Origin of the sequence: Streptomyces sp. NPDC091281, assembly GCF_044757425.1 — a bacterium.
Classification (GTDB): domain Bacteria; phylum Actinomycetota; class Actinomycetes; order Streptomycetales; family Streptomycetaceae; genus Streptomyces.
The window spans coordinates 353,601-374,536 of sequence record NZ_JBIVUY010000008.1; the positions used below are offsets into that span (position 1 = coordinate 353,601).

Consider the following 20,936-nt stretch of genomic DNA (forward strand, 5'->3'; position numbering starts at 1 on the left):
AAGCGACAACCGCAGTCGTTGTTCACTTCAACCATGTATTAAGCATGCTTAATACGCCGTTTAACCTAGGGGCTCGGTGAGCCGAACGGCAAGAGGGCCAAGGGGAGTTGGAGTGAGTCGCGGCACAGGGGAGCGGGACGAACCGGAGGTCATCGGACGCCGGGTGCAGCGGCTGCGCGTGGAACAGGGCCTGACACAGCGCCAGTTGGCGGAGCCGACGTACACCCCCGCCTATGTCTCCACGCTGGAGTCCGGCCGGGTGCGGCCCTCCGACGAGGCGCTCAAGCACATCGCGGAGCGGCTGGGCGTCGCCTTCGAGGAGCTGGCCACCGGCCGGTCCGCCCGGCTCGTCACCGATCTGCGGCTGCGCCTCACCGAGGCCCAGCGGGCGCTCGCCACCGGGGAGGCCGAGGAGGCGGCGCGGCAGTTTGCCGTGCTGCTCGCCGAGGCGGAGGCGCACGGGCTGGCCGAGGAGCAGGCGACCGCGCTGCTCGGGCTCGGCGAGTGCGGCATCGACACCGGCGAACTGGAGGCGGCACGCGGCTACTTCGAGCGCGCCGAGGCGTGTCTCGCCGGTGCCCCGCTGCCGGTGCGGGTGCCCGCGCTGCGCGGCCGGGCCGTCGCCCACTACCTGGCGGGCGAACTCCGGTACGCCGTCTACCTGCTGGAGTCCGCCCTCGACGAGCTGAACCGGGGCGGCCTGCACGACCCGGACGCGCTGCTGCTGCTCTACGCCTCCGCCATCGGCCCCTACATGGACATGGGCGCCCACGCCCGCGCCGCCCAGGCCGCCGAGTTCGCGCTGTCGCTCGCGCCGCAGGCCGGGGACCCCGCGCTGGTCGCCCGGATGCACCGCTCGGTGGCCCGCACCCTGCTCGCCGAGGGGCGTCTCGCCGAGGCCGACGCCTCCCTCGGCAAGGCCGCCGAGCTGTACCGCCAGCTGCACCTGCGGACCGAACTCGCCAACTGCCACTGGATGCGCGGCTACGTCTACGCGCAGAACAACCAACTGGACAGGGCCGAGGAGGAGTTGAAGCAGGCGCAGCAGATGCTCTCCGCGTCCCGCGCCGCCCTCTACAGCAGCCAGGTCGCGGTGGAGCTGGCCGACGTGCTGCACCGGCGGGGCAAGTCGGAGGAGGCCGCCGTCCTGCTGCGCGAGGTGCTCGGGGACCTCTCCCCGGAGCGGGGCGCGGTGCACGCGGCCGGGGCGCACCGCCTGCTCGGCATCATCGCGGAGGACGCCCGCGACACGGAGGCCGCCGAGGAGCACTACGTCCGCGCCCTCAGCCTGCTGGAGCGGGCCGGGGCGGCGGGTGACCTGGCCGACCTGTGCCGTCTCCTGGGCGACCTGCTGCGCCGTACCGGCCGGGTGGAGGCGGCCCTCGACGCGTACCGCACGGGCCTCGGGCACCGTACCGTCCCCGGCACCACCACCCTCGGCCCGGCCCCGGCCCAGCCGCCGCTGTAGCGCGGCGCACGGGCGGGTCCCGGCGGGCCGCCGCCGGGCCGCCGCACCCGCACCCGCAGCCGCCGGGCCGCCCTTCCCCGGCTACACCTGCACCCGCCCCTGCTTCCTGACGTCCGTGAGCCGCTGCACGCCGAGCTGGACGGCGGCCTGGGTGGCCTCGTTGGGGACGGCGTCGAGGCCGCCGTTGGTGAGGGCGAAGGTGTCCTGACCGGCGCGGACCACGGCGACGTCGAGGGCGAGCGCGACCGGGTCGCCGTCGGTGTCCCAGTTGGTGACGGTGACCCGCAGGCCCTGCCGGGCGTCGCCCACCTCGGGCAGCGGCTGCTCGGCGACGGTGGCGTCCAGCACGGTCCCGTCCGGGGTCTTGGCGGTGAACCGGGCGCACTTCTGCGGCAGCGTCCGCATCCAGGCGAGGACCCGGTCCACGTCGGCGGGGCGCCGGTCGGTGACCTGGTAGCGCAGCTGGGCCCCGGTGTCGGCGTCGTCGAGCGCCACGACGGCCTGGGCGGGGGCGCCGAGCAGCTCGTCGGCGTAGAGGGAGTCCAGGAGTTTCTGGCAGTCGGCGGTCGGGGTGGCCGCCTTGAGCATGCCGTCCCGCCAGGTCGCCGTCCCCCGCGTCGGGGTCCACGGCTCGCCGAGGTCGACGTCGCTGATCAGCGCCTCGTGCGCCTGCGCGTCGGTCAGCACCGGCGTGGTCACCGGCGCGGACGGCCGCGCCGAGGACGGCGTGACGGTGGGCAGGGCCTGCCGGGCGGTCGGCGGGTGCTCCAGGCCGAGGGTGGCGCAGGAGGTGAGGGCGACCAGCCCGGTGACGGCGAGGACCGGGACGAGGAGGGTACGGCGGGTCATCGGGGGAGCCTCCAGGAAGGGCCGACGCGCGGGCGCGGGGAGCGGGGCGCGGGGGCGGCCCGCGGGGATGCCTGCTCCCACGGCAACACCACCGCGCCCCGCCGACCAGCGCGGCGGTCCGTCCGGGTTAACGGGGCGTCCGCCCCGCGGCGCGACCGGCCTCCGCGCGCCCCGTACGGGCGTCCCCTACGGCTCGCTGCCCACGGTCCGCCGCGGGCGGCCGGTGTCCCGGGCGGGGCGGTGCGTGGGCACGTACGGTGCTGTCTGTCGTACCCCTGCGTACCCCTGCCTGCCGCCGTGCCCACAGTGAGGAGCGCCGCCGTGACCGGTCAGCCCATTCCGGTGATCATCGACTGCGACACCGGGATCGACGACGCCCTGGCCCTGCTGTTCGCCGTCCGGCATCCGGGGCTGGACGTGCGCGCGGTGACCTGTGTCGCGGGGAACACCGACGTCGACGGCGTCGTCCGCAACACCCTGACCGTGCTGGAGCAGGCCGGGGCCGGGGACATCCCGGTGGCGCGCGGGGCGGAACGCCCGCTGATCGAGCCGCTGCGCACCGCGCGGCACGTGCACGGCCAGGACGGCATGGGCGACCTCGGGCTGCCCGCGCCGACCCGGCGGGCGGCGGACGTGGACGCGGTGACGCTGCTGCGGCGCGAGATCCTCGCTTCGCCGCGCCCGGTCACGCTGATCCCGACGGCGCCGCTCACCAACATCGCCCTGCTGCTGCGCACGCACCCCGAGGTGGTCCGCAACATCGAGCGGATCGTCTTCATGGGCGGCGCGGTGACGACCGGGAACGCCACACCGGTCGCGGAGTTCAACGTGTGGCACGACCCGGAGGCGGCCGCCGTGCTGCTGACGGCGGGGGTGCCGATCACGATGTACGGGCTGGACGTGTTCACGCGGGTGGTGGTCCCGGCGGCGGACGTGGCGCGGCTGCGGGCCAGTGGGGAGCCGCGGCTGCGGCTGGCGGGCGAACTCCTCGCCCACCGGGACCCGGCGTCGGCCGCCGATCCGGCGCCGACCGGCGGCCTCGGGGACGCGGGGGCCGTGTGCGCGGTCGTCGACCCGGGCGGCCTGACCACCGAACCCCTCCCGGTGGAGGTGGCGTTGGCGCCGGGGCCGACCCGCGGTCAGACGATCGTGGACCGGCGGGCCGTCCCCGGCGAGGCCGAGATCCACCACGGCGCGCGTGAACGGCCGCTGGTGGAAGTGGCGTTGGGGGTGGACGTCGAGCGCTACGTCAGCCTGTGGCTCACGACGGTCGAGAAGGCGTGAGCCGTCCGCCGTGAGCCGTCCGCCGTGAGCCGTCCGCCGTGAGTCATCCGGCACGAGCCGTCCGCCGTGAGCCGCAGGCTGCGGCGGGTGCGGCGGCTGCGGCGGGTGCCCGAACGTCCGCCCCCTTGAAGCCGGTTACGCCTGCGAGGCCTTCCGGCGGCGGGTGACGACGACGATGGCCGCGCCGCCCGCGAGCAGCACCGCCGCGCCCCCGGCGATCAGCGGGGTGGCACTGTTGGCGCCGGTCTCGGCGAGGTCGCCGCCGCCTCCGCCGTTGGGGGTCGGCGCGGGGGCCGGGGTGGACGCGGAGGGCGACACGGACGGGGTGTCGGACGGCGTGTCCGAGGGGCTGCCGGACGGGGTGCCGGGCTGCTCGGGCGTGGCCGGCGGCTTCTCCTCCGTCGGCGGCTTCTCCTCGGTCGGCGGCTGCTCGGCCGGGGGCTGCTCACCCGGCGGCTGCTCCGTGGGGGGCTCCTCGGCGGGCGGCGCCGAGCACTCCTTGGTGCCGCCGTTCCAGGCCGCGATCAGCTTGTCCTTGATGACCGGGCGGTCCGGGCCCTTGGGCAGCTCGCCGTGCTGGAAGCCGTCCTTCGCGTCCAGTTCGCCGTCGAACTTCACGGCGCCCCGGTAGAGGTCGACCTGTGCGAAGCAGCCCTCGTCGGGCACCGCGATGTCGAGGGTGTCGGTCGCGCCGGGCTTGACCGTCACCGTGTCGAAGTCGATGAAGACCTGCTCGCCGGAGGTGCGGAAGTCCGGGCCGTGCGCCAGGTAGGAGGCGAGCGACGCGGTGCAGGTCGTGGCCTTGTCGGCGGCCCGCACGGTGATGTGCACCTTGCCGTCGTCGGTGGGCCGCAGGTTCTGGTCGTCGACCTTGACGGAGTCGAAGAAGCGCGTGCCGTCCAGGGAGAACTGGCAGCGGTCGGTCTCCGTCTCGGTGCCCGCGCCGGTGCCGGGGCGGTACTGGCCGCCGTCGGACCAGCCCTCGCCGCCGGGGGCGCCGTCGTGCGCCCAGGCGCCGGATGCGGCGGCCACGGTCGCGGTGCACAGGGCGAGTGAGGCGACGCCCGTCCCCAGCAGGCGGCGCACGGAAACACGTCTCGCTATGGACATCAGATTCCCATCTGGGCGGGGCCCGCCACGGCAACAGGAAGCCGGGGTGGCGGGGCGGAGGGAGAGAAGACACCGGGCTCGTCGGTCAGGTGTGCCACGGCGTGGCCTCATCGTGGAACGCGGTACGGAAGACTGTCAACTTGAGCCTGGGGCACGGAAGTTCAAGTTTTCGTCACGTTCCCCGCACGAAAGGAATGATCTGTTCCGCAGGGTGCGTGCGTTCCCCTTCCCGGCAAAGTGGACAGGCTGGTGGGTGTGACCGACTCCAGCGAACCGACCGCCGAACCGACCGCCCGGCCGACCACCGGGCCCTCCGCCCGAGCCGCCGCCGTACCCGCGCCCGCCCCGGAGACCACCCCCGCCGGGGCCGCCGCCGACCTCTCCTCCCGTGACCCCGACTGGTGGCGCCAGTCGGTCGTCTACCAGGTCTATCCGCGCAGCTTCGCGGACGCCGACGGCGACGGCCTGGGCGACCTGCGCGGTGTCACCGCACGGCTGCCGCACCTGGCCGCGCTGGGCGTGGACGCGCTGTGGCTCAGCCCGTTCTACCCGTCCGAACTCGCCGACGGCGGCTACGACGTCGCCGACCCGCGCGACGTCGACCCGCGCCTGGGCACCCTGGACGACTTCGCCGCGCTGGTCGCCGGGGCGCACCGGCTCGGCCTCAAGGTGATCGTCGACATCGTGCCGAACCACACCTCGCACCGGCACGTCTGGTTCCAGGAGGCGCTGGCCAGCGGGCCCGGCTCGCGCGCCCGCGCCCGCTACGTCTTCCGCGACGGACGCGGCCCGCACGGCGAACTCCCGCCCACCGACTGGCAGTCGGTGTTCGGCGGCAGCGCCTGGCAGCGCGTCGCGGACGGCCAGTGGTACCTCCACCTCTTCGCCCGCGAACAGCCCGACCTCAACTGGGACGAGGAAGAGGTCCGCGAGGACTTCCGCGCCACGCTCCGCTTCTGGGCGGACCGGGGCGTCGACGGCTTCCGGATCGACGTGGCGCACGCCCTGGTCAAGGACCTGCGCGACCCGCTGCGCGATCTGCGCACCCCGGACACGCACGCCGAGGAGTCCCTGGCCGCCTTCCCGCCCGGCACGCACCCGTTCTACGACCGTGACGAGGTCCACGAGGTCTACCGCGACTGGCGCCGCCTCCTCGACACCTACTCCCCGCCCCGCACGGCCGTCGCCGAGGCCTGGGTGCCGGGCGCGCGGCGCGCGCTGTACGCCCGCCCGGACGAGCTGAACCAGGCCTTCAACTTCGAGTACCTCCAGACCCCTTGGGACGCGGACGCGCTGCGCGAGGTCGTCGACGCCTCGCTGGCCACGGCCCGCGCGGTCGGCGCCTCGGCGACCTGGGTCCTGTCCAACCACGACGTCGTACGGCACGCCTCCCGGCTGTCGCTGCCGCCCGGCACGGACGAGAACACCTGGCTGCTGTCCGGCGGGCACGCCCCCCGCGTCGACGAGGCGGCCGGGCTGCGCCGGGCGCGGGCGGCCACGCTGCTGATGCTGGCGCTGCCGGGCTCGTCGTACGTCTACCAGGGCGAGGAACTCGGCCTGCCCGAGGTGGCGGAGCTGCCGGTGCAGGTGCTCCAGGACCCGGTGTGGGAGCAGACGGGCCGGGTCCGCAAGGGCCGCGACGGCTGCCGGGTGCCGCTGCCGTGGACCCGGACGGGCCCCTCGTACGGCTTCGGCGCGGGCGGTGCCTGGCTGCCGCAGCCGGAGTGGTTCGGCCGGTACGCCGTGGAGGCGCAGGACGGGGTGGAGGGCTCCACGCTGGAGCTGTACCGCACGGCTCTGCGGCTGCGGCGCAAGCTGCTCGACGGCGAGGCGCTGACCTGGACGGACGGGCTGCCGCCCGGCGTCCTGGGCTTCGCCCGTACGGCGGGCTGGCGCTCGGTCACCAACCTGTCGGGGGAGCCGGTCGCGCTGCCGGAGGGCGAGGTCCTGCTGAGCAGTTCCCCGCTCTCCGGCGACGGCCGCCTCGCCCCCGACACGACGGTCTGGCTCGCCTAGCCGGGGTCCTGGCCCGGACCTGGGCGTGAACCTGGGCCTGGGAGATCCCGCCCGGTGCTTCACCCGCCGCCGTCCCGCCTGCGGCTGTCCCGCCTGCCGCCGTCTCACCCGCCCGGTGCGGGGGCGGGCGGCGGGGTCTGGCCGCCGACCACGGCCGCGCCGTCGATGTCCACGGGCACCGCGGTGGCCGTGGGCGGCGGGGTCAGGATGACCATCGGCTGCCCGGCGGCCGGGGGCGGCGGGGTCAGGTCCGACTTGGGCAGCTTCGGCGGGGTGGTCTGCTGGAAGAGGGTCTGGTCGAAGTCGACCAGGCCGGTCTTCTCCATGACCGTGATGTGGTCGAGGACGGTGTCGTTGGCCTGGTCGGCGAGCGCCCGGATGAGGGTGTTCTTGGTGGTGGAGCGGACCTTCGCGATGGTGTTGAAGATCGAACCGTGCGTCAGGCGCAGGATGTTGGCGAACTCGACGTCGAATTCCTTGCCGGTCTTCGCGTTGATCTGGTTGACGAAGCCGACCTGCTGCGGGCTCGCCACGTTCGGCAGGGTGACGCCGAGCATCGGCGCGACCTTGCGGCAGGTGATGTCGAGCGCGGCGTGCCCGTCGATGAGGTGCTCGCTCGCGGTCTTCACCTCCTTGCTCTGACCCTTCTGGAGGCCGATCACCCCGAGCGGGTACTCCCAGAGTCCGGCCGCCCGCACCTTGACCACGAAGTCACGGTCGCCTTCCGTCAGCGGACCCCACTGGGTGTTCGCGATGATCCGGTCGTTCGTGGTGGACACCGTCTCCAGGCCCAGCATCGACGGATAGGCCAGTGCCGCGAGGGTCAAGGTCAGGGCGCCACCCACGAAGGCGGTACCTATCACGTTCCGCGAAAGACGCACCGTTCCTCCTGCCTGATCGGGGATACCGCCGGTGCTCGGGTGTGCGCGGGCGGGGTCGAACACACAGGAGTACGGGCGAAGGGCCGCCAGTATTCACCCGTCCGGGGAAAACTTGGGCCGTACGGTCACCGGTCGACGGGAGGGAGACCCGGGGTGAACGGGCAGGTCAGCGTGGAGCGGTTGACGTACTACCCGGTCAAGGGGGGTGCGGGGATCCCGGTCCCCGAGACGAGGATCACAGTGCACGGGCTGCCCGGCGACCGGGCCTGGGTGATCACCGACCCGTCGGGCCGCCTGCGCTGGCAGGGCGGCGACCCCCGGCTCGCCCTCCTCACCCCCGAGCCGGACCCCGGCGGCGGCACGGGCCTCACCCTCCGGGCACCGGACGCGCCCGAGCTACGGGTGGAGCACGTGGAAGAGGCGGCGGGTGCGGCGGGTCCGGCCGGTCCGGGGGCGACCGGCGGGGTCGGCCGTCCCGTCGAGCTGCCGGGGCAGACGTACGGCGGGCTGGACGCGGGGGAGGAGGCGGCGGCCTGGGTGACGAAGGTGCTGGGGGCGCCGAGCCGGTTGGTCCGCGTCCGGGCGGCCGACGCGGGGAGCGGGACCGGCGAAGGGAGTGGGACCGGGACCGGGGCGGGGCCCGTGGCGCGGGTGGCGAACCACAGCCGCGTGCACGTCGTGTCGCGCGCGAGCCTCGCCCTGCTGAACGCGCGGCTCGCGGAACAGGGCCTGCCCGCCCTGCCGATGAACCGTTTCCGGCCCAACGTGGTGATCGACGGCTGGGACGCCCCGCACACCGAGGACGAGTCGCCGGTCCTCGAACTGGGCGGCGCGCGCCTGGAGTTCACCGAGCGCACGGTCCGCTGCGCGATCACGATGGTCGACCAGGAGCGGGGCGTACGGTCCGGCCCCGAACCCCTCCGGACGCTCGCGCGGTACCGGCGGGCGGCGGAGGGGATCGTCTTCGGCGCGTACTTCGACGTACGGCGGGAGGGGCGGGTGGCGGTCGGGGACCGGGTCGAACGGCCCGCCCCCTGAGGCGAGTTGCGCGGTCGTCGGTCCTCGGGGGATGACGGTCCGGGCCGGGACGGTCACCTCGGGTCCTTGCGGAAGGTCGCGGAGGACCAGAGGTGGCCGAGGAGGGCCAGGGCGAGGCACCAGGCCACGGCGAGCCAGCCGTTGTGCCCGATCTCCGTGCCGAGCAGCAGCCCGCGCAGGGTCTCGATCGCCGGGGTGAACGGCTGGTACTCGGCGATCGGCCGGAACCAGCCCGGCATCGAGTCGAGCGGCACGAACGTACTGGACAGCAGGGGCAGCAGGATCAGCGGCAGCGCGTTGTTGCTGGCGGCCTCGGCGTTCGGGCTGACCAGGCCCATGCCGACCGCGATCCAGGTGAGCGCGGTCGCGAACAGCACCAGCAGCCCGAACGCGGCGACCCACTCCAGCGCGGTGGCGTCGGCCGAACGGAAACCGATCGCGACGGCCACCACCCCCACCAGCAGCACGCTGGCGACGGACTGGAGGACGCTGCCCAGGACATGCCCGATGATCACCGAGCCGCGGTGGATCGCCATCGTGCGGAACCGGGCCACGATGCCCTCGGTCATGTCGTTGGAGACGGAGACCGCGGTGCCGACGACCGTGCTGCCGATGGTCATCAGCAGCAGCCCCGGCACGACGAAGGCGATGTACGCGGCGCGGTCGGGCCGCCCGCCGCCGATGCCCGCGCTCATCACGTCGCCGAAGACGTAGACGAAGAGCAGGAGCAGCATGATCGGCGTGAGCAGCAGGTTGAGGGTCATCGACGGGTAGCGCCGGGCGTGCAGCAGGTTGCGGCGCAGCATGGTGAGGGAGTCGCGCACGGCGAGGGCGAAGGGATGGCCGCGCGGCGGGACGGCGGGGCTGACCGGGCTGCCGGTCGGGACGCTGGTCGGGGTGCTCATCGGAGGGCCTCTCGGGTCGCGGTGGTGGTCTGGCGGGGGACGGCCGCGCCGCCGGTCAGGGCGAAGAAGACGTCGTCGAGGTCGGGGGTGTGGACGGTCACCTCGGCCGCCTCCGCCCCGGCGGCGTCGAGCCGGTCGAACAGGGCACGCAGGGAACGCTGACTGCCGTCACCGGGGACGCGGAGGGTGAGGTCGGTGCCGTCGGAGCTGTCGGTGACTTCGGTGCCGACCGCGTCGGCGGTCTCCTCGCCGAGGGTGCCGAGGGTGCCTAGGGAGCTGAGGGCGGTGCGGGCGGCGCGGTGGGCGGCCGGGTCGGTGAAGCGGAGCCGGACGTGACCGCCGGGGACGAGGCGCTTCAGCTCCCCGGCCGTGCCCTCGGCGGCGATCGTGCCGTCGTGCAGGACGGCGATGCGGTCCGCGAGCTGGTCGGCCTCCTCCAGGTACTGGGTGGTGAGGAAGACGGTGACGCCGTCGGCGACCAGCGCGCGGATGATCTGCCACATGGTGTGCCGGGAACGCGGGTCGAGCCCGGTGGTCGGCTCGTCGAGGAAGATGATGCGCGGCCCGCCCACGAGCGTCATGGCGATGTCGAGGCGGCGCTTCATGCCGCCGGAGTAGGTGGCGGCGGGCTTCTTCGCGGCCTCGGTGAGGTCGAAGCGGTCCAGCAGTTCGGCGGCGACCCGGCGCCCCTCGCGCCGGGAAAGGTGGTGCAGGTCCGCCATCAGCAGCATGTTCTCCTCGCCGGTGATCAGCCCGTCCACGGCGGAGAACTGCCCGGTGACGCCGATGGCGGCGCGTACGGCGTGGGCGTCGGTGGCGAGGTCGTACCCGCCGACGCGCAGCTCACCGGCGTCGGCGGAGACGAGGGTGGAGAGGATCTTGACGGCGGTGGTCTTGCCCGCGCCGTTCGGGCCGAGCAGGGCGAAGACGGTGCCCGCCGGGACGGCGAGGTCCACACCGTCGAGGACGGTCCTGTCGCCGTACGCCTTGCGCAGCCCGCGGGCGGAGATCGCGAGGTCGGTCATCGAGAGGTTCTCCTGTGTCTGGGGCCGGGTCGGTGTCTGGGGCCGGGTCGGTTTCCGGGGCCGTGAGGCGGCTAGAGGCTGCGGGCGGTGATGTCGCCGTAGGCGGTGGTGGCGCGGATGGCGAGCGGGGCGGCGGCGCCGTCGCTGTTGCGGAGGCTGTTGCGGACGCGGCCGAAGGAGGTCCCGGCGTCGAGGGAGGCGGAGACGCCGGGGGCGGCGCCGACGGAGATCCCCCCGGCCTGGGTGGTGAGGGTGAGGCTGCCGCGGACGGCCTCGGTGACGGTGATGTCGCCGCGCTGGGTGCTGATCTCCGCGGACCCGCCGAGCCGGCCCACGACGACGTCGCCGTCGAGGAGGGCGATGCGGGCGGCGCCGGACTCGTCGAGCTTGACGGTGCCCTGGGCGGTCTCGTAGGTGACGTCGCCGAGCCGCCCGACGCCGCGCAGCGCACCGGCGGCGGTCCTGGCCTCCACCCGCGACCCGCTGGGGAGTTGGACGGTGACCTCGACGGCCCCGGAGGACCCGAGCACCCGGTTCCGGGCGGCGGGCGCGGCGATCCGCAGCACACCGTCTACCAGCCCGACGGTGACCTCCTCGGCCGCCTTGACGTCCCGCCCCTTCGCGGCGTCGGCGGGCAGCACCTCGACGGTGGCGTCACCCCGATCGGCGGCGATGAGCTGGACGCGGGCGGCGGGCAGGTCGAGGGAGAGGGTGAGGGGGGTGGAGGGGGAGAGGGAGAAAGTCTGCATGGAGTGCTCCTGATCGCGGGGTGATCGCCGTATGCCCGGCGTTTCCGATGAACGAAAAGCTACGTTGCGTTCACGGGTACGGCAACAAGTAAGTTGCACTGTGAGCAAGTAATTGCAGGTGATAGCCGCTAAATCATTGCAACGACCCTGCAAGCTAACGCAACGGAGGTCAACGTTCCGTTGCAATGGTCTGTCCGCGAACGCTATGCTGACGCCGACCGGACAGGCATCGTGGACGACGGAGGAGGGCGGAGGCGTGCCGGGAGGCAGACTCACCCAGCAGGAACGCCAGCAGATCGCGCTGGGACTGGCCGACGGCCTGGCGTACGCGGAGATCGCGCGGCGGCTGGACCGCCCGACGTCGACGATCACGCGTGAGGTGACGCGCAACGGCGGCCCGGCGGGCTACCGCGCCGACCTGGCCCACCGCGCGACGGAACACCGCGCGCACCGCCGCCGCACGGCCGCTCCGCGCGACACGGCGGCGCCCGCGCAGGCGCACGGCCGGGACCCGGAGGCGGTCCGGGCGTACGAGGAGGAGTTCACGACAGTCCTGATGCAGACGGGACTGTCGAACAAGATGATGTCGCGGGTGCTGGTGTGCCTCTACACGACGGACGCGGGCAGCCTCACGGCGGCCGAACTGGTCGACCGCCTCGGCGTCAGCCCGGCGTCCATCTCGAAGGCGATCGCCTTCCTGGAGAGCCAGGGCCTGGTCCGCAGGGAGCGGGAGGAGGGGCGGCGCGAGCGGTACGTCGTCGACGACGACGTCTGGTACCAGTCGATGCTGGCCAGCGCCCGCTCCACCGCCCAGATGGTCGAAACGGCCCGCCAGGGCGCCGACATCATGGGCCCCACCACCCCCGCAGGCACCCGCCTCGAAAACATCGCCCGCTACCTGGACTTCATCACGGAAAGCATCACGAGAGCGGCGGAACAGGCACGGGATGTGCTGTACAGCGGGCGGGGGGTTGGGGGGATCGGGGGAACCGGAGAGCCGGAACGGGAGGGCGCTGAACCGCCGGTTCCGTAGGGCGGGCTCGGCTGAGCCGACCTAGTCCGTCGGCGTCGGCGTCGGCGACGGCGACGGCTGAGCGTCATGCCAGCCGTCGATGCGGGAGATACGCTCCAGCGCCGCTGCTTCCTCGCAGGCCGTCACCCGGCCGTGCTCCTCTTCAAGCCGCACGGCAAGTTCACGAAGCCGGTCCATGGCGTTCTGACGCGCGCTCGCAGTCACGAGGAAGCCCGTCTCAAGAGAGGGCGCTCCTGTGGAGCGCTTCGAGGAGGTGGGCGAGGGCGGCGGGGGCGGCCGTGAGGACGGCGCCGGGGGTGTCGCTCTCGCGGAGGTGGAGGGTGGGGCCGGTGGCGCGGAGTTCGACGCAGTTCGAGCCGTCTCCGCCGCCGGAGTGGGAAGACTTCTGCCACCCGTCGGCGTCGCTCACAGGAGCCCCGGCAGGGTGCCCGAGCGCACGGCGTCGAGCAGATGGGCCATCGCGGCAGGATCGACGGCCAGGACGACGGCGGGGTCGTCGCTCTCGCGCAGATTCAACGCCTCAGCGACGGAACGGAGTTCGACGCAGTCGTTGCCGTCGTCTGGGCCTGAGTAGCTCGACTTCTGCCAGATGACAGGGATCGGGATCGCTGTCATGCGATGTACCTCGCATCGTCAATTCGCCGACCGGTGGATGCTCTACAGCGTGCGCCCCTGAAGGGCCGCGAGCAAGTGAGCCAAGGCCTTCGGGTCGGCCGTGAGGACCGTGTCGGGGGCGTCGCTCTCGCGGAGGTGGAGGGTCGCGCGGCTTGCGGCGAGTTCGACGCAGTTGTTGCCGTCGTCGGGGCCGGAGTAGGTGGACTTCTGCCAGTTCACGGGATGTGCCTCACAAGTCCTGGGCCAACGTGCGGAGGAAGTCGCGTGTCTTGCCGGGGTTGAGCGAGACGTCTTCGACCTTATCGAACCGAGCACGGAAGACGCCGAGTTGTGCGTCGGAGTCGATGAACGCCGAGCCGTGGGGCACGTCGCGAATCACGGTGTCGAGTTTTGGGACGGACCCGCCCACGTAGGTCATCGTGTCCGCCGCCCTGCCGAATCCGTCCAGGTCGAACGGAACGGCGCGCACCGTGATGTGTGCCTCCTCGGAGAGTGCCAGGAGCCGCAGAAGTTGCGCCCGGCACACCGCCCGGTCGCTGACTCTGATCCGCAGAGCGGCCTCGTGGAGCACGACCTTGTACGGCTTCGCCGCGTTGCCGTCGATTGCTCTTTGCCGAGCCAGCCGGTGTTCGACGCGCACGTCCAGTTCTTCGCGCGTGAGTTCCGGAACGCGCGCAGAGAAGACGGCTCGGGCGTAGTCCTCCGTCTGCAAGAGACCCGGCACGTAGAGGATGGCCACCTCTTGGTGGAACGCGGCGTTGTGGTCGAGTTCGGACACGTCCAGGAACGACGTCGGCAGCAACCCCCGGTACTCCTCCCACCACCCCCGCGTCCGATCCGTCGCCATGGCCACCAGGGCGTCGATGAACTCGGTGTCCGTACAGGCGTAGTGGGAGGCGAGGCGGCGCAGGCGTTCCTCGCTGACGCCCGCGAGGCCAGATTCGATGTGGGTGATCTGGGTGGGGCTCACTCCCAGCAGCGCCGCGGCCTGGCGTGAGGTCAGACCGGCCGCCTCCCGGAGTCTGCGCAGCTCAGTCGCCAGCCGCATCTGGCGTGCCGTTGGTTCGCGCCTCAAAGCCTTGCCTGCTCCTGGGTTCAACGCGCCGTCGGGCGCGACTCGTTCGGAGTCAGATTACGCGACCTGCTTGCCGCGTCTCTACATTTAGATCTACCGTCGGTGATGCGAGCCTCACTCTGCGGAAGCGCACCGCTTCGTCCTGCCGGGACGTCCGCGGCACTGCCACCGCACCCTCAACCCCTCACCCCACACACGGAGTTGACGCATGCCTGGAACCACCTCCGACGAGCCCTGGGAGTACTCCCTCCAGATCCCCAACGACCCGAAGGCCGTTCCGGTGTGCCGTCGCACCCTGCGGCTGATCCTGACCGTGCACGGGCTTGCCCACCTTGCGGAACCGGCGGAGCTGATCACTTCCGAGCTGGTGTCGAACGCCGTGCTGCACACCAAGGGGCCGGCGATCTTCCGGCTGCGCTGTGCGGGCGGGGTGCTGCGGGTGGGTGCGTGGGACGCGGACCCGGAGCCGCCCGAGCCGCCGGACGACTGGGCGAACCTGACGGACGCGGAGAACGGGCGCGGCACCGCGCTGGTGCGGGCCTTCGCCGACGTGTGGGGCTGGCACCCGCTGGCCCGCTTCGGGCGGCACGGCAAGTTCGTGTGGTGCGAGCTGCCGGTGGCGTCCTAGTGGGCGGGGCGCATCCCGGCTCAGCGCAGGGCTTCGATCGCCCGCAGGATCAGCGCGCGGGCGTCGGCGCCGTACACGGCCATGCCGCGCAGTCGCTCGAACGCCTTGGTGTACAGGACGATTTCGGTGGGCTGGGTGACATTGACCTCGGCGGTGAGCAGTTCGACGGAGACGAGGGTGTCGTCATGGACGTCGAACGTCTCCTGCGGCCAGAGGCGTCGATTGCTCGTCGAGGCCGGGATGATGCCGAGCGACACCGCGGGCAGGGCCCCGGCCGTGAGGAGGTGGCCGAGCTGCGCCGCCATGGCCTCGGCGTCACCGAGCTGGTAGTGGAGGACGGCCTCCTCGATGACGAACACGTAGCGGTGTCCCGGCTCGTGGATCACCCGCGAGCGTTCCAGACGCGCGACGGCGGCCTCCGCCCCGTCGTCGGGCACCTCCAGGAACTGGGCGTTCATGCTCAGCAGCGCGGTGGCGTAGCCCTCGGTCTGGAGGAGGCCCGGTACGAGGACCGGGGAGTACACGCGCAACAGTGCGGTGGACCGGTACAGCTCGACGTAGCTCTCCTGAAGCCGGGCCAGCCCGGTGCGTACCCGCCGTCGCCACTCCCGGTACAGGGTCTCGGCCTGCTGGGAGGCCGCGATGAGGTCGGCGGCCTCCTCGGCGGCGTCGGTGGCGCGGCACCACAGTCGGATGTCTGTGGGAGAGGGAGGAGTCCGGGCGTTCTCGATGCGACTGGTCTTCGCGTGGTGCCAGTCGCAGCGGGCCGCCAGTTCGGTCACCGTGAGACCGGCGTTCCTCCTCAGTCCACGGAGCCGCCCGGCGACGTTCTCACGGGCGGCCTGGGCGGAGGACGACGGGGAGGAGGACATGTACCGGTCGGGTGCCTTCGTCAGCGGATCTCGTACTGGTCGTGCGGGACGGCGCGCTCCCAGACGGACTCGAAGGCGTCCGAACAGCGTTTCGCGACGTCAGGTTCCGAGCGTAGCTCCATGCCGGGGTCGGCCCAGTCGCCGTCACCGGTGAAGTGGTTGAACAGCACCTGCTGTCCGTCGAAGATCCACAGGTCGGCGCCCGGCAGCAGCAGATCGGCCGCGCGCCGCCTGGGCAGCCAGCGCACCAGCTCGCCCGCGGCCACGTTGACACCGGTCGCCGCGTGCTCGTACCGGATGTAGTCGGTGACGGGTTCGGACACGACGCGGGCCCGTCGTACGGTGACGCCCCGGCCGACCGCGCGGGAGATCAGGTCGACCCAGGGCGCCCAGTACTCCGAGCCGGGGTCGGTGTCGCGCTCACCTCCGGCGAGCCAGGCGCCGAAGTCATCGGCCTCGTCGCCCACGGCGTACTGGTCCCGCATCTCCAGGTGGACGGCGCTGTGGCGGGCCGCCTCCATCAACGCGTCAAAGCTGGGCACGTTCTGCGGCATCGCAGGCCTCCCTGAGGACCGGGATCAGACGGGCGGGAACACGGATGACCGCTTCGTGGTCGGGGATGCCGGGAGCGTGCCCGGGGGCGGGGTTCCGAAGGCACTCCGTCCGGGTGGCCGCGTCGGCGACGTAGCTCTGGATGACGATGTCGGAGGTGTCGGGGTCGATCCAGGCGGTGGGTGAGCCGTTCTTGCCGGTCTCGGGGTCGATCCCGATGTAGCGCAAGGACATGGCGTCGCTCCTTGAGGAAAGTCGTGCACCGATGTGTATCAGTAGTGCTGATGATCGGGGGCAGATCAAGGGTTATATTCCGCCAGCAAGCTGTTCAAGTGAGTGGCTGCACATTGATGCACATTGCTGGCTGCTTCTGGAGGCAGGTGTCTAACGTCGTGAGCGGAACCTCGTCGTGCCGGGCCCGGCAGCCACGCGAGAGCTGATCAACGTCTGGAGTCGGCATGGCGCACGGAAGACCCCACGTACCTACAGCGGTGATCCCTCAGGCACTCCCGGCACTGCTTGGCCTTCCGGTCCGCGAGGATCTGTCCGACGTACGGCGGCGTGGTGCCGTCTGTGTCTGGTGTCCGGAGGAACTGACGGGCGAGTCCGCCGTGGACCTCGGCGAACCGGCCGAGGCCGACGGGCAGCGCTGGTTCCCCAGGTCCTGTCGCCGTTGTGCTGCGGCCCGCGCGCACGACGCCCTCTTCGTCCACGCCCGGACGTGTGAGCTGTGCGTCGGCCGGTCCGACGAGTGCGACATCGGCCGGGCCCTCTACCGGCTGGTGCGGAGGCGCCGATGATCTGCGACCGCTGCGGCCGGACTGTCGTCGGTGCCGTCCAGACGTTTCTGCCCGAGAGCTGCTCCGGCGTCGTACCGAGGGTCGTCTGGTGCAAGGACGGATGCCCGTCGGTCGAGAGCGGGCGCCAGGGCAAGCCGACCGCGTCGAACACGGCGTACGCCGCATCCAGGCGACGTCGGCCACACCGATGACGTACCGGCGGCCTCCGTGGGCTCCCCGCTCGGCTGGGGCCGGTTCCCTCGCTCGTTGAAGAGGGCGATCTCCGGGGACAGTTCGAGCGGCGACTCCACCCGTGGCGTCGGCAGACTTACCCGGCCGACGCGGCTCGTTCCGCTCGCCCCCGTCACGCCGTGGGGTGACTTCGACCGGTTCCGGGCCCTCCGGCGAGCGCCCCCGCGCAGGATGACCGAGTGACAGCGACCCCACCGGGCACCGACCCGGAGACCGGCTTAGAAGCCACCCCCGAGACGACCCCCGACCTCTGGCACGATTACGGCCGTGCCCGTGCCGCGACCGATCGGGAGGTGCCCGAGCGGTTTCGGTGGACGTGGGGGCAGGACTCCGGGCCCGGTGCGGAGGTTCTGGGTGATCTGGACGGGGCGTGTGTGGCGGATCTCGGGGCGGGGGCGGGGCGGCACGCCGCGTATCTGGCCGTCCGGCACCGGCCCGCCCGGGTCGACGCCGTCGACTCCTCGCCCGCGCAGCGCGCGACGGCCGCCGAGCTGTACGGGCATCTCGGGCCGCGTCTGCGGATCGTGCCCGGCGAGGTGGCCGCGTACCTCCGGACCGTCCCCGCCGCCTACGACGTGCTGTACTCCGTGTTCGGGGCCGTCGACTTCACCGATCCGCAGGACTTGCTTCCCGCCGCGGCGACGGCACTCCGGCCGGGTGGGCGGCTGGTGTTCTCGACACTGGCCCACTGCGTGACGGGCGCGCCCGCGCGGGCCGACGGTGCACCCGGCAGAGTCGCCATGACGACGCCCGACGGGGTGGCGGCCACGCTGCCGCGCTGGGTGCTGACCGAGCGGGTGTGGGTCGGGCTCCTGGGGCGGGTCGGGTTCACGGACGTCGCGGTGGAGGTGTGGCCCGCCACGGCCGACGGGCCGCGCAGGGCGGCGACACTGCTGGTGTCGGCCCGCCGTCCGACGTGACCTGAACCCCCCCCATGCGCTGCACGCCGGAGCAGGCGCCGACCCCGCCACCCCCCTCACCGCTCCCTGAACGTCCGCCGATACGCGTCCGGTGCCACCCCCAGGGTCCGGTGGAAGGGGCGGGTGCTCATCCCGGTCCGGCGGGCGAGGCCGTCGACCGTGAGGGGTTGGTCGAGGCGGGCGGTGGTCCACGGGAGCAGCGCGGCGAGTGGGGGGTCGTCTCGGTCGGGGACCGGCGCGGCGACGAACTGGGCCTGGTAGCCCGCTCGGTGGGGCGGTACGACGAGGCGCCGGGCGACCGTGTTGGTGACCGCCGTGACCGCCGTGACCGCCGTGACCGCCGTGACCGCCGAGTCGCGGTCGCCGTGTACGGGATCGCCCTTCACCTGCCACGATGACCCCATGGTCGAGGAAGTCATCCCCATCCTCCGCGTCGAGAACGCGGCCGTCGCCGTCGCCTGGTACGAGCGGCTTGGCTTCGCCCAGCAGTGGGAGCACCGCTTCGAGCCCGGCTTCCCCGCGTTCGTCGAGGTCGCCCGCAGCGGTGTCCGCCTGTTCCTCTCCGAGCACACCGGCGACGCCCGCCCGGACACCCTCCTCTACCTCCGCGTCCACGATGTCGACGCGGTGGCAGATGAGTTCGGTCTGCGGGCCGAGCAAATGCCCTGGGGCGCGCGTGAGTTCGAGGTGCGTGACCCGGACGGCAATCGGCTGCGGGTCAGTACGCCGGGGGAGTGACGCCGAGTCGGTGGGACGGACGGGCCGTGGCGCCCGCCCTCTGACTCCTGGACTGCCCCCCTGACTCCTGGACTGCCCCCCTGACTCCTGGACTACTCCCTGACTCCTGGACCGCCCCCTCACGCCATCCAGAAGAACACCGCCGTCATCCGCTTCTCCTCCAGCGTCGTCCCGCAGTAACCGGTCGCGCTGTGCACGAGGTTGGCGTGGTAGAGGAGGAGGCGGTTGGCGCGGTGGGGGACCGTGAGGTCCTCCTCGAAGGCGTCGGGAGCGACGAAGCGGGTGCCGAGAGCGTCCACCAGGTTCTCGTGCGGGGGCTGGACGACGTTGCCGCCGAGGCGGCCGCCGGGCAGGGACTGGCGGTAGAAGCTGGTGCCGCATGACTTGGGGACCGCCGGATTGAGGTAGAGGACCGCCGCGTACCGGCACAGCGAACGGGAGTCGGTGTGCGGGCGCGGGCTGGACTCCCCCTCGCCGACCACCTGGACGCAGTTGTGGTTGAGGGTGCCCCCGCCCGGTGTCCGCTGCACCCACAGCTCACGCGCCCCCGTCGCCTGTCGCACCAGCCGTTCCACGCGGGCGAGTTCGGCCGGTTCCAGACCCGGCATCGCCCGCAGGCCCGGCCAGGCCTCCGCCGTGTACGGGTGGCCGCGCACCCAGTCGTCCTTCGCCAGACAGCGCTCCCGGACCTCGGCGACGTCCGGGAGCACATCGTCGAAGACCCAGTAGTCGCGCCCCTTCGTGGGCTTCCGGTACGGCAGCACGGGGAGCGGGGCGGCCGTGCCGGGACGGGATGACCTCTGTGGCATGGACATGTAACGCACGCTAAGTCCGGGGCCGGTCATGACTCGCCCGCGCGGAAGTATGGACTCGGTCGCGGGAGAGTATGCATACGGTCGCGGACGGTCAACCCTGCGTCAACTAAACCTCGGCGGGGTGCCGTTGGGGGATGCTCAGTCCCCCTCCACCCCCTCCGTCCCCTCCGCCCGTGCCGCCTCCTGCGCCGCCATCACCTCGTCGCCGTGCGCGAAGGCCCACGCCCCCACGGCGTCCATCGGGGCCAGCAGGGTCCGGCCGAGCGCGGTCAGCCGGTACTCGACCCCGGACGCGGCGCCGGGGCACGGGCGGCGGTCGACCAGGCCGTTGAACTGGAGTCTTCGCAGGGTCTCCGTCAGGACCTTGGAGCTGATGCCCCCGATCCGCCGGCGCAGGTCGGCCGGGCGGCGCGGGCCCTCGCGCAGCGCCTGGAGCACCACGGCGTTCCAGGTGTTCGCGAGCAGGTCGAAGGCGAGGCGGGCGCGGCAGTCGGCGAGGAAGGCGTCGGGCGTCGTCGGCGTCACGTACCGAATGGTGCCCGAGCCGCTCTCTAGCGTCAGGGGAACGACGTCAACAGGACTCGGCGCCGGGCCGGTTGTGGTCCGGCGGCGACGGAGGGGGAACACGCGATGAGGATCGGCGTACTGGGCACCGGCAATATGGCCGACGCGCTCGCCACGCACTGGGTGCGGGCCGGGCATCAGGTGACCGTCGGCGGGCGGGACGTGCGACGGGCCGAGCGGCTCGCGGCACGGCTCGGCGGCGGGGCGAGGGCCGGTGAGCTGCGGACGGCGGCCGAGGCCGGTGACGTGGTCCTCGCCGCGCTGCCGTACGGCGTGGGGGCCGACGTAGTAGGGGAGTTGGGCACGGAGCTGGCGGGACGGACGCTGCTCGACTGCTCCAATCCCGTCGGGCCCGGCTTCCGGCTGCTGACGGACGGCGGCCCCTCGGCCGCCCGCCGCCTGGCCGACGCGGCGCCGGACACGCACGTCGTCAAGGCGTTCAACCTCTGCCACGAGGACGTGTGGCGGATGCACCCGCCCGTCTTCGACGGCCGGCCCCTGGCCGTGCCCGTCTCCGGCGACGATGAGCAATCCCTCGTACGCGTAAGCCAGTTGGTGCGCGACCTCGGCTGTACGCCCGTCTCCGCAGGGGGCCTCGACCGGGCCGGGCTCCTGGAAGCGACCGCCGCCCTCTTCATCGGCCTCTGGGTCGGCGAGGGAGCCGACGCGCAGGCCGTGGCCCCGCCGCTCGCCTACGCCGCCGGGCCCGCCGACGGGGAAGCGGGCAGCGTCCGCTGAGGGTTCCCCGGTGGGTGCTCGTCACCTGGG

At 72.8% G+C, this 20,936-nt stretch carries 25 protein-coding genes and 1 pseudogene; 9 read left to right on the forward strand and 17 right to left on the reverse strand.

The features are described 5' to 3' along the window. Positions 1-112 precede the first annotated feature (112 nt). The gene (locus ACIQPQ_RS22800; protein WP_401306309.1) at positions 113-1,468 is read left to right on the forward strand and encodes a helix-turn-helix domain-containing protein; all 1,356 of its coding nucleotides are present in this window, start codon (positions 113-115) and stop codon (positions 1,466-1,468) included. Between the two features lie 81 nt (positions 1,469-1,549). On the opposite strand, the gene ACIQPQ_RS22805 is transcribed toward ACIQPQ_RS22800, so the two are convergent. Continuing rightward, positions 1,550-2,317, reverse strand: a complete 768-nt coding sequence (locus ACIQPQ_RS22805) for a hypothetical protein (RefSeq protein ID WP_383769654.1) — start codon at positions 2,315-2,317, stop codon at positions 1,550-1,552. Positions 2,318-2,638: 321 nt separating this feature from the next. Between ACIQPQ_RS22805 and ACIQPQ_RS22810 the strand changes: the two genes are divergently transcribed. Then, positions 2,639-3,601, forward strand: a complete 963-nt coding sequence (locus tag ACIQPQ_RS22810) for a nucleoside hydrolase (RefSeq protein ID WP_401306311.1) — start codon at positions 2,639-2,641, stop codon at positions 3,599-3,601. A gap of 135 nt (positions 3,602-3,736) precedes the next feature. Here ACIQPQ_RS22810 and ACIQPQ_RS22815 read toward each other — a convergent pair whose 3' ends face one another. Further along, positions 3,737-4,711, reverse strand: coding sequence for an LAETG motif-containing sortase-dependent surface protein (locus ACIQPQ_RS22815; RefSeq protein ID WP_401306313.1), 975 nt, complete (start codon positions 4,709-4,711; stop codon positions 3,737-3,739). 255 nt (positions 4,712-4,966) lie between these two features. Here ACIQPQ_RS22815 and ACIQPQ_RS22820 point away from each other — a divergent pair, with 255 nt between their 5' ends. Further along, positions 4,967-6,727 carry a glycoside hydrolase family 13 protein gene (locus tag ACIQPQ_RS22820; RefSeq protein WP_401306315.1) on the forward strand — a complete coding sequence of 587 codons (1,761 nt, stop codon included), beginning with the start codon at positions 4,967-4,969 and terminating at the stop codon, positions 6,725-6,727. Positions 6,728-6,831: 104 nt separating this feature from the next. Here the strand turns inward: ACIQPQ_RS22820 and ACIQPQ_RS22825 are convergent, their stop codons facing one another. Further along, entirely contained in the window at positions 6,832-7,572 is a 741-nt protein-coding gene (locus tag ACIQPQ_RS22825) for a DUF4142 domain-containing protein (RefSeq protein WP_401306317.1), read from the reverse strand. 189 nt (positions 7,573-7,761) lie between these two features. On the opposite strand from ACIQPQ_RS22825, the gene ACIQPQ_RS22830 reads away from it, so the two are divergent. Then, positions 7,762-8,646, forward strand: coding sequence for an MOSC domain-containing protein (locus tag ACIQPQ_RS22830; RefSeq protein ID WP_401306319.1), 885 nt, complete (start codon positions 7,762-7,764; stop codon positions 8,644-8,646). Between the two features lie 53 nt (positions 8,647-8,699). On the opposite strand, the gene ACIQPQ_RS22835 is transcribed toward ACIQPQ_RS22830, so the two are convergent. The 3 genes from ACIQPQ_RS22835 to ACIQPQ_RS22845 all read right to left on the reverse strand — a co-directional run bounded on the left by ACIQPQ_RS22835 (position 8,700) and on the right by ACIQPQ_RS22845 (position 11,325). Then, positions 8,700-9,452 (reverse strand): ABC transporter permease, encoded by a 753-nt coding sequence (locus ACIQPQ_RS22835; RefSeq protein ID WP_401306483.1) that lies wholly within the window; start codon positions 9,450-9,452, stop codon positions 8,700-8,702. 95 nt (positions 9,453-9,547) lie between these two features. Further along, entirely contained in the window at positions 9,548-10,576 is a 1,029-nt protein-coding gene (locus ACIQPQ_RS22840) for an ATP-binding cassette domain-containing protein (RefSeq protein WP_401306321.1), read from the reverse strand. Between the two features lie 71 nt (positions 10,577-10,647). Next, positions 10,648-11,325, reverse strand: a complete 678-nt coding sequence (locus tag ACIQPQ_RS22845) for a DUF4097 family beta strand repeat-containing protein (RefSeq protein WP_401306323.1) — start codon at positions 11,323-11,325, stop codon at positions 10,648-10,650. Between the two features lie 256 nt (positions 11,326-11,581). Here ACIQPQ_RS22845 and ACIQPQ_RS22850 point away from each other — a divergent pair, with 256 nt between their 5' ends. Beyond that, entirely contained in the window at positions 11,582-12,358 is a 777-nt protein-coding gene (locus ACIQPQ_RS22850) for a helix-turn-helix domain-containing protein (protein WP_401306325.1), read from the forward strand. 21 nt (positions 12,359-12,379) lie between these two features. Here the strand turns inward: ACIQPQ_RS22850 and ACIQPQ_RS22855 are convergent, their stop codons facing one another. Genes ACIQPQ_RS22855 through ACIQPQ_RS22875 form a run of 5 tightly spaced genes read right to left on the reverse strand, consistent with a single transcriptional unit; the run spans position 12,380 to position 14,021 of the window. After that, on the reverse strand, positions 12,380-12,562 hold the full coding sequence (locus tag ACIQPQ_RS22855; protein WP_401306327.1) for a hypothetical protein: 183 nt from the start codon (positions 12,560-12,562) through the stop codon (positions 12,380-12,382). Positions 12,563-12,575: 13 nt separating this feature from the next. Continuing rightward, entirely contained in the window at positions 12,576-12,767 is a 192-nt protein-coding gene (locus ACIQPQ_RS22860) for a DUF397 domain-containing protein (RefSeq protein ID WP_401306329.1), read from the reverse strand. Beyond that, positions 12,764-12,973: a DUF397 domain-containing protein gene (locus ACIQPQ_RS22865; RefSeq protein WP_401306331.1), complete on the reverse strand. Its 210-nt coding sequence runs from the start codon at positions 12,971-12,973 to the stop codon at positions 12,764-12,766. The genes ACIQPQ_RS22860 and ACIQPQ_RS22865 overlap by 4 nt, the downstream gene beginning before the upstream one ends. Before the next feature lie 42 nt (positions 12,974-13,015). Continuing rightward, positions 13,016-13,192 carry a DUF397 domain-containing protein gene (locus ACIQPQ_RS22870; RefSeq protein WP_401306333.1) on the reverse strand — a complete coding sequence of 59 codons (177 nt, stop codon included), beginning with the start codon at positions 13,190-13,192 and terminating at the stop codon, positions 13,016-13,018. 10 nt (positions 13,193-13,202) lie between these two features. Continuing rightward, positions 13,203-14,021: a helix-turn-helix domain-containing protein gene (locus ACIQPQ_RS22875; RefSeq protein ID WP_401306335.1), complete on the reverse strand. Its 819-nt coding sequence runs from the start codon at positions 14,019-14,021 to the stop codon at positions 13,203-13,205. Positions 14,022-14,256: 235 nt separating this feature from the next. Between ACIQPQ_RS22875 and ACIQPQ_RS22880 the strand changes: the two genes are divergently transcribed. After that, on the forward strand, positions 14,257-14,676 hold the full coding sequence (locus tag ACIQPQ_RS22880; RefSeq protein ID WP_401306337.1) for an ATP-binding protein: 420 nt from the start codon (positions 14,257-14,259) through the stop codon (positions 14,674-14,676). Positions 14,677-14,696: 20 nt separating this feature from the next. On the opposite strand, the gene ACIQPQ_RS22885 is transcribed toward ACIQPQ_RS22880, so the two are convergent. Genes ACIQPQ_RS22885 through ACIQPQ_RS22895 form a run of 3 tightly spaced genes read right to left on the reverse strand, consistent with a single transcriptional unit; the run spans position 14,697 to position 16,334 of the window. Then, positions 14,697-15,548: a helix-turn-helix domain-containing protein gene (locus ACIQPQ_RS22885; protein ID WP_401306340.1), complete on the reverse strand. Its 852-nt coding sequence runs from the start codon at positions 15,546-15,548 to the stop codon at positions 14,697-14,699. Between the two features lie 20 nt (positions 15,549-15,568). Next, complete coding sequence (locus ACIQPQ_RS22890; protein WP_401306343.1) at positions 15,569-16,102, reverse strand: DUF6879 family protein; 534 nt, start codon at positions 16,100-16,102, stop codon at positions 15,569-15,571. Beyond that, positions 16,077-16,334, reverse strand: coding sequence for a hypothetical protein (locus ACIQPQ_RS22895; RefSeq protein WP_401306346.1), 258 nt, complete (start codon positions 16,332-16,334; stop codon positions 16,077-16,079). The genes ACIQPQ_RS22890 and ACIQPQ_RS22895 overlap by 26 nt, the downstream gene beginning before the upstream one ends. Positions 16,335-17,310: 976 nt before the next feature. On the opposite strand from ACIQPQ_RS22895, the gene ACIQPQ_RS22900 reads away from it, so the two are divergent. Further along, complete coding sequence (locus tag ACIQPQ_RS22900; protein WP_401306348.1) at positions 17,311-18,051, forward strand: class I SAM-dependent methyltransferase; 741 nt, start codon at positions 17,311-17,313, stop codon at positions 18,049-18,051. Positions 18,052-18,107: 56 nt separating this feature from the next. Here ACIQPQ_RS22900 and ACIQPQ_RS22905 read toward each other — a convergent pair. After that, positions 18,108-18,440, reverse strand: a pseudogene (locus ACIQPQ_RS22905) (AraC family transcriptional regulator); the annotation flags it as partial. Between the two features lie 13 nt (positions 18,441-18,453). Here ACIQPQ_RS22905 and ACIQPQ_RS22910 point away from each other — a divergent pair. Beyond that, on the forward strand, positions 18,454-18,789 hold the full coding sequence (locus ACIQPQ_RS22910) for a glyoxalase superfamily protein (RefSeq protein WP_401306351.1): 336 nt from the start codon (positions 18,454-18,456) through the stop codon (positions 18,787-18,789). A gap of 119 nt (positions 18,790-18,908) precedes the next feature. Here the strand turns inward: ACIQPQ_RS22910 and ACIQPQ_RS22915 are convergent, their stop codons facing one another. Continuing rightward, positions 18,909-19,604, reverse strand: a complete 696-nt coding sequence (locus ACIQPQ_RS22915; protein ID WP_401306353.1) for a DUF6445 family protein — start codon at positions 19,602-19,604, stop codon at positions 18,909-18,911. A 138-nt stretch (positions 19,605-19,742) separates the two neighbouring features. Next, complete coding sequence (locus ACIQPQ_RS22920) at positions 19,743-20,129, reverse strand: winged helix-turn-helix transcriptional regulator (RefSeq protein WP_401306356.1); 387 nt, start codon at positions 20,127-20,129, stop codon at positions 19,743-19,745. A 105-nt stretch (positions 20,130-20,234) separates the two neighbouring features. Between ACIQPQ_RS22920 and ACIQPQ_RS22925 the strand changes: the two genes are divergently transcribed. Continuing rightward, on the forward strand, positions 20,235-20,906 hold the full coding sequence (locus ACIQPQ_RS22925; RefSeq protein WP_401306359.1) for an NADPH-dependent F420 reductase: 672 nt from the start codon (positions 20,235-20,237) through the stop codon (positions 20,904-20,906). Positions 20,907-20,936 lie beyond the last annotated feature (30 nt).

Excerpts from the sequence above, each read along its gene's own strand:
- ACIQPQ_RS22910 (WP_401306351.1), top strand. The coding sequence starts at position 18,454 with ATGGTCGAGGAAGTCATCCCCATCCTCCGCGTCGAGAACGCGGCCGTC.
- ACIQPQ_RS22880 (WP_401306337.1), top strand. The coding sequence starts at position 14,257 with ATGCCTGGAACCACCTCCGACGAGCCCTGGGAGTACTCCCTCCAGATC.
- ACIQPQ_RS22805 (WP_383769654.1), bottom strand. The coding sequence starts at position 2,317 with ATGACCCGCCGTACCCTCCTCGTCCCGGTCCTCGCCGTCACCGGGCTG.
- ACIQPQ_RS22895 (WP_401306346.1), bottom strand. The coding sequence starts at position 16,334 with ATGTCCTTGCGCTACATCGGGATCGACCCCGAGACCGGCAAGAACGGC.
- ACIQPQ_RS22915 (WP_401306353.1), bottom strand. The coding sequence starts at position 19,604 with ATGTCCATGCCACAGAGGTCATCCCGTCCCGGCACGGCCGCCCCGCTC.
- ACIQPQ_RS22835 (WP_401306483.1), bottom strand. The coding sequence starts at position 9,452 with ATGCTGCGCCGCAACCTGCTGCACGCCCGGCGCTACCCGTCGATGACC.
- ACIQPQ_RS22925 (WP_401306359.1), top strand. The coding sequence starts at position 20,235 with ATGAGGATCGGCGTACTGGGCACCGGCAATATGGCCGACGCGCTCGCC.
- ACIQPQ_RS22815 (WP_401306313.1), bottom strand. The coding sequence starts at position 4,711 with ATGTCCATAGCGAGACGTGTTTCCGTGCGCCGCCTGCTGGGGACGGGC.
- ACIQPQ_RS22875 (WP_401306335.1), bottom strand. The coding sequence starts at position 14,021 with ATGCGGCTGGCGACTGAGCTGCGCAGACTCCGGGAGGCGGCCGGTCTG.
- ACIQPQ_RS22890 (WP_401306343.1), bottom strand. The coding sequence starts at position 16,102 with ATGCCGCAGAACGTGCCCAGCTTTGACGCGTTGATGGAGGCGGCCCGC.
- ACIQPQ_RS22865 (WP_401306331.1), bottom strand. The coding sequence starts at position 12,973 with ATGACAGCGATCCCGATCCCTGTCATCTGGCAGAAGTCGAGCTACTCA.
- ACIQPQ_RS22845 (WP_401306323.1), bottom strand. The coding sequence starts at position 11,325 with ATGCAGACTTTCTCCCTCTCCCCCTCCACCCCCCTCACCCTCTCCCTC.
- ACIQPQ_RS22840 (WP_401306321.1), bottom strand. The coding sequence starts at position 10,576 with ATGACCGACCTCGCGATCTCCGCCCGCGGGCTGCGCAAGGCGTACGGC.
- ACIQPQ_RS22885 (WP_401306340.1), bottom strand. The coding sequence starts at position 15,548 with ATGTCCTCCTCCCCGTCGTCCTCCGCCCAGGCCGCCCGTGAGAACGTC.